The 9,413-nt window shown below is 47.2% G+C and carries 8 protein-coding genes; 6 read left to right on the top strand and 2 right to left on the bottom strand.

Annotated elements, in window-relative coordinates; genetic code table 11:
* The 5 genes from ACTIE6_RS27865 to ACTIE6_RS27845 all read left to right on the top strand — a co-directional run.
* The coding region (locus ACTIE6_RS27865; protein ID WP_439559750.1) for a BamA/TamA family outer membrane protein at positions 1 to 930 on the top strand (930 nt) is incomplete at its 5' end.
* Positions 931 to 1,058: 128 nt separating this feature from the next.
* Complete coding sequence (locus ACTIE6_RS27860) at positions 1,059 to 1,964, top strand: PorP/SprF family type IX secretion system membrane protein (protein WP_439559749.1); 906 nt, start codon at positions 1,059 to 1,061, stop codon at positions 1,962 to 1,964.
* A gap of 108 nt (positions 1,965 to 2,072) precedes the next feature.
* Positions 2,073 to 4,835, top strand: a complete 2,763-nt coding sequence (locus ACTIE6_RS27855) for a 2-oxoglutarate dehydrogenase E1 component (RefSeq protein WP_439559748.1) — start codon at positions 2,073 to 2,075, stop codon at positions 4,833 to 4,835.
* 48 nt (positions 4,836 to 4,883) lie between these two features.
* The gene (gene odhB, locus ACTIE6_RS27850) at positions 4,884 to 6,482 is read left to right on the top strand and encodes a 2-oxoglutarate dehydrogenase complex dihydrolipoyllysine-residue succinyltransferase (RefSeq protein WP_439559747.1); all 1,599 of its coding nucleotides are present in this window, start codon (positions 4,884 to 4,886) and stop codon (positions 6,480 to 6,482) included.
* A 94-nt stretch (positions 6,483 to 6,576) separates the two neighbouring features.
* Positions 6,577 to 7,089, top strand: a complete 513-nt coding sequence (locus ACTIE6_RS27845) for a hypothetical protein (protein ID WP_439559746.1) — start codon at positions 6,577 to 6,579, stop codon at positions 7,087 to 7,089.
* A 2-nt stretch (positions 7,090 to 7,091) separates the two neighbouring features.
* On the opposite strand, the gene ACTIE6_RS27840 is transcribed toward ACTIE6_RS27845, so the two are convergent.
* Positions 7,092 to 7,418 (bottom strand): nucleotide pyrophosphohydrolase, encoded by a 327-nt coding sequence (locus tag ACTIE6_RS27840; protein WP_056282838.1) that lies wholly within the window; start codon positions 7,416 to 7,418, stop codon positions 7,092 to 7,094.
* A 145-nt stretch (positions 7,419 to 7,563) separates the two neighbouring features.
* Positions 7,564 to 8,016 carry a D-aminoacyl-tRNA deacylase gene (gene dtd / locus ACTIE6_RS27835; RefSeq protein WP_439559745.1) on the bottom strand — a complete coding sequence of 151 codons (453 nt, stop codon included), beginning with the start codon at positions 8,014 to 8,016 and terminating at the stop codon, positions 7,564 to 7,566.
* A 141-nt stretch (positions 8,017 to 8,157) separates the two neighbouring features.
* On the opposite strand from dtd, the gene ACTIE6_RS27830 reads away from it, so the two are divergent.
* The coding region (locus ACTIE6_RS27830; protein WP_439559744.1) for an L-serine ammonia-lyase at positions 8,158 to 9,413 on the top strand (1,256 nt) is incomplete at its 3' end.

Genomic DNA, 9,413 nt, shown 5'->3' with positions numbered 1-9,413 from the left:
AGGAAAAACCTCTACATAGACACGGAAGGTGCGCCGCAGAAATACCGGTTCAACCAGCTGATGTTTACAGCTTCGTACCCATTCTCTACAACAAGCCGCTTCTCTGTTTCGCCCATGTATACCTCGACCCGCATGATCGATGTATATATACTCCCAAATCCTGATCTCGCATCGAGTTACGGGGGATTGCGTAGTGAGTATGTATTCGATAATACGCGTGTGAACGGAATGAATATGATGGAGGGAACGCGTTTCAAAGTACGATATGATATGCACCAGGGACTTACAAATGGAAACGAGAGCTTCAATCGCGTAAGTTTGGATTTCAGGCATTATCAGAAATTGCACCGCGACCTGATCCTGGCGGTAAGAGCAGCGGCAAGCCACTCCGGCGGTCGCGCACCTAAACAGAACATACTGGGTGGAATGGAAAACTGGATCGGGAATAAAAAAGAAACCCGTACCGGCGACAACCCATTAAATTTCCAGAAGGATAACCGGGATATTTTCTTTGCAGATTTTGCTACCAACCTGCGCGGCTTCAATTTGAACCGTCTTTCAGGAACCAGCTACATGCTCGTCAATGCAGAATTGCGCATTCCTTTGGTAAAATACCTGTATCGCGGTGCAATTACATCCAGCTTCCTGCGGAACTTCCAGATTGTTGGTTTTGGAGATATCGGAACAGCCTGGACCGGAAAAGGGCCATTTAGCGAAAATAACAGCTTGAATACTCAGATCATCGGTACCGAAGACGATCCTTTCCGCGCAACGGTTACTAACTATAAAAATCCTTACCTAATGGGATACGGAATGGGCGTCAGAACAACCTTGTTTGGCTTCTATGCTAAGTTTGATTATGCCTGGGGCGTTGATAATGGATATACCGGAAAGGCAGTACCCTATGTAACACTGGGTTATGATTTTTAAGAAAAATTTCAAGTATAAAGTCTGATTGCAGACGTTATTAAGATGGCAGGAGAGCAATTCTTCTGCCATTTTTAGTATCTGAGAAGCATTATTTACAAAAAGCTGTCAACATGAACACACATTACAAAATGAAGAAAATAATCTTATGTGCCTTGCTGGCGGCGGGAATTTGTCAGTCCGCCTCGGCGCAGCGGGAAGTACTTTATGAGCAGTACCTGCAAAATCCAATGTCAGTCAATCCGGGATTTACGGGTGTGCGTGAAGACTTCAATATGACCGCCATGTTCCGCCGTAAATGGTTTAATATCCGCAATTCACCTTCCAGTCAGACCTTTGCGGCAGACGGGACTGTTGCGAATGGAAAGTTCGGGATAGGTTTTCAGGCTCTCAATGACCAGACAAGCTATTTCACGACGACCGGATTTACAGCTTCCTTCGCCTATCACCTCGGAATTTCTGACAACTGGAAGCTCGGATTGGGCGCGCAAGGCGGCATTAATGTATTGCCTGTAATGGATCAAAGTGGATACGGCGGCAACAACAGAGCTGTGGGTTCGTTTGGAATAGGAGCGTGGCTGCGTTCAGATAAACTGTATTTCGGCATTTCAAAACCGGAGCTGCTGGAAGGGAACTTTGGGAATCAACCCCTGGCTGCGGTATACCGTCGACCATTGTATATTACGGCGGGAGGCAGCTACGAGCTGGGCGATGAGCTTATGCTATTGCCTCATGTTTTGTTTGTCCAGGAGAAAGACAGGAAACTCAGATTCGATTTTGGTACCAGATTATGGATGAGTGAAAAAGTAGGAATCGGAGCCTCTTACCGGGCCGGAGGAGGATATACGGCGTTCTCGTCAAAAGTAGATTATCTACAATTATCTGCCGAAGTACAGGTGGGCAGAAATGTGCGGCTGGGGTATTTTTATAGTACCCGTACAGCAGAGCAGATTTATGCTTCCTACACCGGTCCAAAAGGGATTCATGAACTTATGCTAAAGTTTGTTCCAAACCCCAAAGGATTTCATAAGTATTAAAAATAACGCAGTAGAAATGTTTTTAAACCCAGTTAAAAGGAGATTTTATTCGTAATCTTTACATAAGTCTCGTACCTTTGTGCCATAAATGAAATAATCACTTTTGTGATGGATAAATACACTTACATAGCAAATTCCGACGCCGCTTACATAGAGGAATTGTACAATTCCTACAAGCAAGATGCCACCTCAGTTGATGAGGGCTGGCAGAAGTTTTTTGAAGGATTCGACTTCTATCAAAAATATCCCGTCAATGGTAACGGGCATACAAACGGAGCAGCTGCCGGTAAGGAAGCTGCCACAGTCGGGAAGTCAGATCCCGGCCGTATCCGCAAAGAAATGGAAGTTGTCCATTTGATCCGCGGGTACCGTTCACGTGGTCACTTAATGGCGACTACCAACCCGATCCAGAAGAGAAAAGACCGTCGTCCACAACTTGATATCTCCGATTTCAACCTCGGTCCGGAAGATCTGGATACCGTTTTCGAGGCCGGAGTTGAAGTTTTCGGGCGACCTGCATCTTTAAGAGAAATCGTAGAATCGCTTAAAACGATTTATACAAGAAACATCGGTTTCGAATATCTCTACATTCGCGACCGGGAACAAAAGAGCTGGCTTCGTAAGAAAATCGAGAAAGAGGCATTGAATATGGACTTCTCCATAGATGAGAAAAAGCATATTCTTTCAAAGCTGAACGAAGCTGTTGTTTTTGAGAATTTCCTTCATACCAAATATCTGGGACAGAAACGTTTTTCACTGGAAGGTGGAGAAACAACGATTCCTGCTCTGGATGCGATGATCAACAAAGCCGCCGAAATGGGCGTAGTGGAAGTGATGATCGGAATGGCGCACCGCGGTCGTTTGAACGTGCTTGCCAATATTATGCAAAAGACTTACGGACAGATTTTTAACGAGTTCGAAGGTAATTTGCCGGATCAGGTTTGGGGAGATGGTGACGTGAAATACCACATGGGTTTTGCTAGCCAGATTACTACCAAGGAGGGCCATAAAGTACACATGAAGCTGGCTCCGAACCCTTCCCACCTGGAAGCGGTGAACCCGGTAGTGGAAGGTTATATCCGCGCCCGCGCAGATGGAATGTACGATAGCGACTACGATCGCGTGCTGCCTGTGCTGATCCATGGGGATGCAGCTGTTGCTGGTCAGGGTATTGTTTACGAGGTAACCCAGATGTCGGCACTCAATGGGTATTACACAGGAGGTACCATTCACTTTGTGATCAACAACCAGGTTGGTTTTACCACCGACTTTATTGACGCAAGATCCAGTATCTATTGTACGGACATTGCCAAGATAGTGGATGCGCCTGTGTTGCACGTGAATGGAGATGATCCGGAGGCAGTTGTATTCTGTATGCGTCTGGCTGTGGAATACCGCCAGAAGTTTAATAAGGATATTTTCATCGATATGGTTTGCTATCGTCGTCACGGACACAACGAGGCAGACGAACCGAAGTTTACACAGCCGGTTTTATACAAGTCGATTGAGACACACCAGAACCCAAGAGAGATTTATCAGAAGACACTTGCGGACCGTGGTGATGTAGACGCGCAGCTGGCGGCTAATATGGACAAAGAGTTCAAGCAGCTGCTGCAGGAGCGTCTGGATATGGTGAAGCAAAAGGCATTGCCTTATACGTTACCAAAGCTGGAACAGGAGTGGCATACATTGCGTAAGTCGAAGCCGGAGGATTTTGAAAAATCACCTGAAACCGGCGTGCCGCTTGATGTTCTTGAAAAAATCGGAAAAGCGCTGATCTCAACGCCTGAGAATTTCAATAGATTAAAACAAATCGACAAGCTGCTCAAAGATCGTGAGCAGATGATCTTTGATAAAAAGGAAGTGAACTGGGCTACTGCCGAGCTGCTGGCTTATGGTTCAATCCTTTCAGAAGGAAATATCGTAAGGCTGAGCGGGCAGGATGTGCAGCGCGGTACTTTCTCACACCGCCACGCAGTGCTTCGCGATGTGGAAACCAATGCGGCTTACAACAGTTTGCAACATATTCAGGAAGGTCAGGGTCAGTTTATGATCTACAACTCGCTGCTTTCGGAATATGGCGTACTTGGATTTGAGTTCGGATATTCAATGGCGAACCCGAATGCACTGGTGATCTGGGAAGCGCAGTTTGGTGACTTTGCAAATGGTACACAGGTAATTATCGACCAGTTTGTAACTTCAAGCGAAACGAAATGGGACCGCTGGACAGGTCTGGTAATGTTGTTGCCTCACGGTTATGAAGGCCAGGGACCTGAGCACTCGAATGCACGTCCTGAGCGTTACTTACAACTTTCGGCTAACTACAATATTATAGTGGCCAATGTGACAACACCGGCTAACTTCTTCCATTTGCTGCGCCGTCAGCTGAAATTCCCATTCAGGAAGCCGCTGATCGTGATGTCGCCAAAATCAATGCTGCGTCACCCGCTTTGTGTTTCTCCGATTGACAGCCTTGTAAGCGGCTCTTTCCAAGAAACCATCGGTGATACTTATGCTGATCCGAAAAAAGTTAAAAAGGTACTTCTTTGCACAGGCAAGCTGTATTATGAACTTTACGAAAAGCAGCAGGCAGAGAAGAGGGACGATGTAGCGATTATTCGTCTTGAACAAATGCATCCGTTCCCACAAACACAGATCGATGCGCATTTGAACCAGTATACTGATGCAAAAGTATATTGGGTACAGGAAGAACCTTTCAATATGGGTGGCTGGACATTTATGCTGCGGATGTACAAAGGCGCGAAACCATTGCAGGTAATCGCCCGCGAGTCAAGCGCGTCACCGTCGACTGGTTTTGCCAAGATTCACGCGAAAGAGCAGGCGGAAATTATCAGAAGAGCTTTTGAATGATTGTTCCTATAAATTAAGACTTAATTCGACAACAAGATTGCAGATAAAATGGCTGAAATTGAAATAAAAGTACCGCCCGTTGGCGAGTCTATTACCGAGGTTACGATAGGAAATTGGTTCAAAAATGATGGGGACTTTGTGAAAATGGATGAGGTCATTTGTGGACTAGACTCAGATAAAGCAACTTTTGAGCTAACCGCAGAGGCAGAAGGTACCTTGCATATCAAAGCGCAGGAAGGTGATACGCTCAATATCGGAGACCTGATCGCGACGATTGATTCCGCATCAAACGGCATTTCGCAAGCACCAGCTGCCAAACCGCAAGCAGCTGCTCCTGCGGCATCTGCACCGGAAGAACCAGCGGCTGAGAAAATGGAAGATAAGGCAGCTGAACCTGCTGCTGTTGCAGTAGCGCCTGCAACAAACGGTGCGTCGAAAGTATACGAGATGAAAGTGCCGACAGTAGGAGAGTCTATTACTGAGGTTACCATTGCTTCATGGAGCAAAAAAGACGGTGACCACGTGGAGCTGGATGAAATCCTTTGCGAACTGGAATCTGATAAAGCTACATTCGAGTTACCAGCCGAAGCAGCCGGAACCCTCCGGATCGTTGGCCAGGAAGGAGATACTTTGGCGATTGGTGCAGTGATTTGCACGATCGAACAAGGTGCCGGCGCTCCTGCTCAGGCGCAGCAGCAATCTGCACCTGCACAGACCAGCGCACCTGCTGAAAAAGGATACAGCGAAAAACATGCTTCGCCGGTTGCAGCCAAGATACTTGCTGAAAAAGGCATTGATCCAAAAGACGTAAGCGGATCAGGTTCAGGAGGCAGGATCATGAAAGACGATGCATTGAAAGCAGGCAAGCCTGCTGCGGCTCCCCAGGCTGCCAGTGCACCTGCTTCGAAACCAGCTTCTGCCCCTGCGGCAGCAGCTCCTGCCGGAGCGCGCTCGCAGCGCCGCGAGAAAATGTCTTCGCTTCGCAAGACCATCGCACGCCGCCTGGTAGCAGTGAAAAACGAGACCGCTATGCTAACCACTTTCAACGAAGTGGATATGAAGCCGGTAATGGATCTGCGTAACAAGTTCAAAGATAAATTCAAGGAGAAGCACGAAGTTGGCCTAGGCTTTATGTCATTCTTCGTAAAAGCTGTAACTGTTGCATTGAAGGATTTCCCTGTTGTTAATGCTTCTATCGATGGTGACGAGCTGGTATATAACGATTTTGCTGACATTTCAGTAGCAGTATCTACACCGCGCGGATTGGTAGTACCGGTAATCCGCAATGCAGAAACGCTTTCTTTTGCTGCAATTGAGAAGGAAATCGTTCGTCTGGCAGTACGTGCCCGTGACGGTAAACTGGGCATGGACGAAATGTCTGGCGGAACCTTCACGATCACGAATGGCGGAACGTTCGGTTCAATGATGTCAACACCGATTATCAATGCACCTCAATCGGCTATCCTGGGAATGCACAATATCGTAGAGCGTGCCGTAGTGGTGGATGGACAAATCGTTGTTCGCCCGATTATGTACGTAGCACTTTCATACGATCACCGTACGATTGACGGAAAAGATTCGGTAAGCTTCCTTGTAAGGGTGAAGCAACTGCTTGAAGATCCAATGCGTTTGCTGCTGGATATGTAATATTGAGAATAAGTTTTTCTCAGAAACGCCCGACTTTTGGACCAGCTCCAGAAAGTTGGGCGTTTTTATTTACCTTGTCATCAAAACGGGTGATATGGTAACAAAGCTACTTCTCTTTCTATCAATGCTTTTCGTCTTGCAGGCAAGCGCATTTGCGCAGGATGAATATCCCAGGATTAACCTCGTGCTGGGACGTTATCGGGCAGAGAAAAAGTTTATAGGAACCGAACAGGTTGCGTATTGGCTTGAAAAGGCGGATCCTGTCGCACATCAGAAGTTCGCCAGGGGACAGCGGATTTTAAGAAGGGGAGGTATCGTGGCAATTGCAGGCGGCGGTGTCGCTGTTGTAGGTGGTGCTATCGCATCCGTGGAAGCAATGGGCACGCTGGTCACATTGGGCGCGCATGAAACTTCCCTTACCGGACCTGTCATTCTGCTTGCTGGTACTGCCATCGCCACTCCGGGATTTGCTGTTATGCTGGCTGGTAAAATCAAGAAGAACCGTGCTGTAAAGCAGTACAATGAAACAATCAGCCAGCGCGAAACCAGCGCCTACTTTTATCAAAACCTTTCACCTGGCCGCATTGCGATAGGTTTGCAATTTTAGTTTTACTTCAACTTCTCATTTGCCTTGTGCCGGTCTTTATCCCGCTCCGTTTTCTTGGCGATATTCTTTTCCAAAGCTTCGGTCAGGTTAATGCCTGTTTGATTGGCAATGCAGATCAGTACCCAAAGTACATCAGCCATTTCATCGCCCAGATCTTTCCCCAAATCACTTTTCTTGAAAGACTGATCCCCATAAGTACGCGCCATAATCCGCGCCATTTCACCAACTTCCTCAGTTAGGATCGTCATATTCGTCAGCTCCGAAAAATAACGTACTCCATAAGTCTTGATCCACTTGTCGACATCGTCTTGTGCTTGTTGGATGGTCATATTTTAATTTTGAATGATTGAATGTGTGAATGATTTTTTGGAGGATGGAGGAAAGGGAGGATGGAGGAAGTAAAGTTAACTACTCATAAACTTAAAACTCATAAACTCCCTTTCCTCCTTCCTCCCTTTCCTCCATTTTCCTTTCCTAAACCCTATTCTTCGAATCAATAACAATCGTTACCGGGCCGTCGTTTAGGAGGTCTACTTTCATGTCTGCTCCGAATTGGCCGGTTTGGATTGGTTTACCGGTTTCGGTTTCCAGGAACCTGATCATCTTTTCATACAGTGGAATGGCGATATCTGGTTTCGCAGCTTCGATGAAGGAGGGGCGGTTGCCTTTTTTAGTACTTGCGTGCAGTGTAAATTGACTGATCAGCAGAATATCACCTTCCACGGCTTGTAAATCGAGGTTCATTTTACCTTCTGAATCGTTGAAAACGCGCAGTCCCACGATCTTTTTACCCAGCCATTGAATATCTTCATCCGTATCCAGGTGAGTAACTCCTAGTAAAACAAGAAAGCCAGTTCTGATCTCTCCATTCACATTTCCGTCAATTGTAACGGAAGCGCGGCTGACCCGCTGAATTACTGCAATCATAAATCCATTTTATAATTAGATTCCAAAAGTAAGCCGATCATGCTCGATTTGCGTGTTCAATTTTAAAAATACGGTAAACTCGGTGAGCAGTTGTAAATTGTGTTCGCAATCGCAGGATAATACGACCTGCAACTATACCCGATGAAAGAAGAAAGAATTTCAGTTTTCGATATTTTTAAAATTGGTATCGGACCTTCCAGTTCACACACGCTTGGTCCGTGGCGCGCTGCGCAGCAGTTCCTGAATGTGGTGAAATCCCGCGGCAAGCTCGATCAGGTGCGCTCCGTTTACGTGCATTTGTACGGATCTCTGGCAAAAACCGGAAAGGGGCACGGTACCGACATTGCGGTGATCCTCGGCCTGAGCGGCTATGATCCGGTTTCCATTGAAACCGCGGCAATTGACCAGATTCTCGCCGACATTGCAATGCAGGAAACTACCTTGCTCCATGGTGAAATGGAAATCCGCTTTTCCCCCAAAGAGCATGTGGTATTTCACAGGAACGAATCACTCCCCTTCCATCCGAATGGACTTACCTTCATTGCGGATTGTGTTGACAGCACATTGGAGGAAACATACTACTCAATCGGTGGCGGATTTGTGATTCAGGAAGGCGAGGACCAAGGCGGGGGCAAAAGTCCCATTTCGCTTCCATTCCCGATCGACTACGCTGCGGATCTTCTCAAATGGCACCAGTTGTCAGGCAAGTCTTTCTGGGAGATTGTTTTGGAAAATGAAAAAGCGTGGCGCGATGAGGCTACGATCCGGCAAGATCTAATGCAGATCTGGCGGGTGATGCAGGACAGCATTTTTCATGGTTGTCAGGTAGCAGGAGAATTGCCCGGCGGCTTGCACGTCAGGAGAAGAGCGGCCGAATTGAATCGAAAATTATTGAAAGAACAGGATTGCGCCGGCTGTGCAGACTGGATTGAGAAAATCCGGGCCGGCGGCACAGGTTTCAATTATACATTGGACTGGGTAAGTTGCTTTGCATTAGCAGTTAACGAAGAGAATGCATCGTACAGCAGGGTAGTTACTGCGCCTACTAATGGAGCTGCGGGAGTGATTCCGGCCGTGATCCAGTTCTATATCACGTTCTGCGGCGGTAATGAAGAGGATATTTTCAAGTTTCTCCTGACTGCCGGCGAGATCGGTAGTATATTCAAGAAAGGCGCGACGATTTCTGCTGCAATGGGCGGCTGTCAGGCTGAAATCGGCGTTTCATCGGCTATGGCGGCGGCTGGACTGGCGGCGGTTTCGGGAGGTACTGTGGAGCAATGTTTAATGGCCGCGGAGATTGCAATGGAACATCACCTCGGGTTAACCTGCGATCCTGTGGGCGGGTTGGTGCAGATTCCCTGCATTGAGCGAAATACAATGGGCGCGATCAAGGCGAT

The sequence above is a fragment of the Dyadobacter sp. genome, from assembly GCF_051859145.1.
Classification (GTDB): Bacteria; Bacteroidota; Bacteroidia; order Cytophagales; family Spirosomataceae; genus Dyadobacter.
This window is presented reverse-complemented; position numbering and strand designations above follow the sequence as displayed.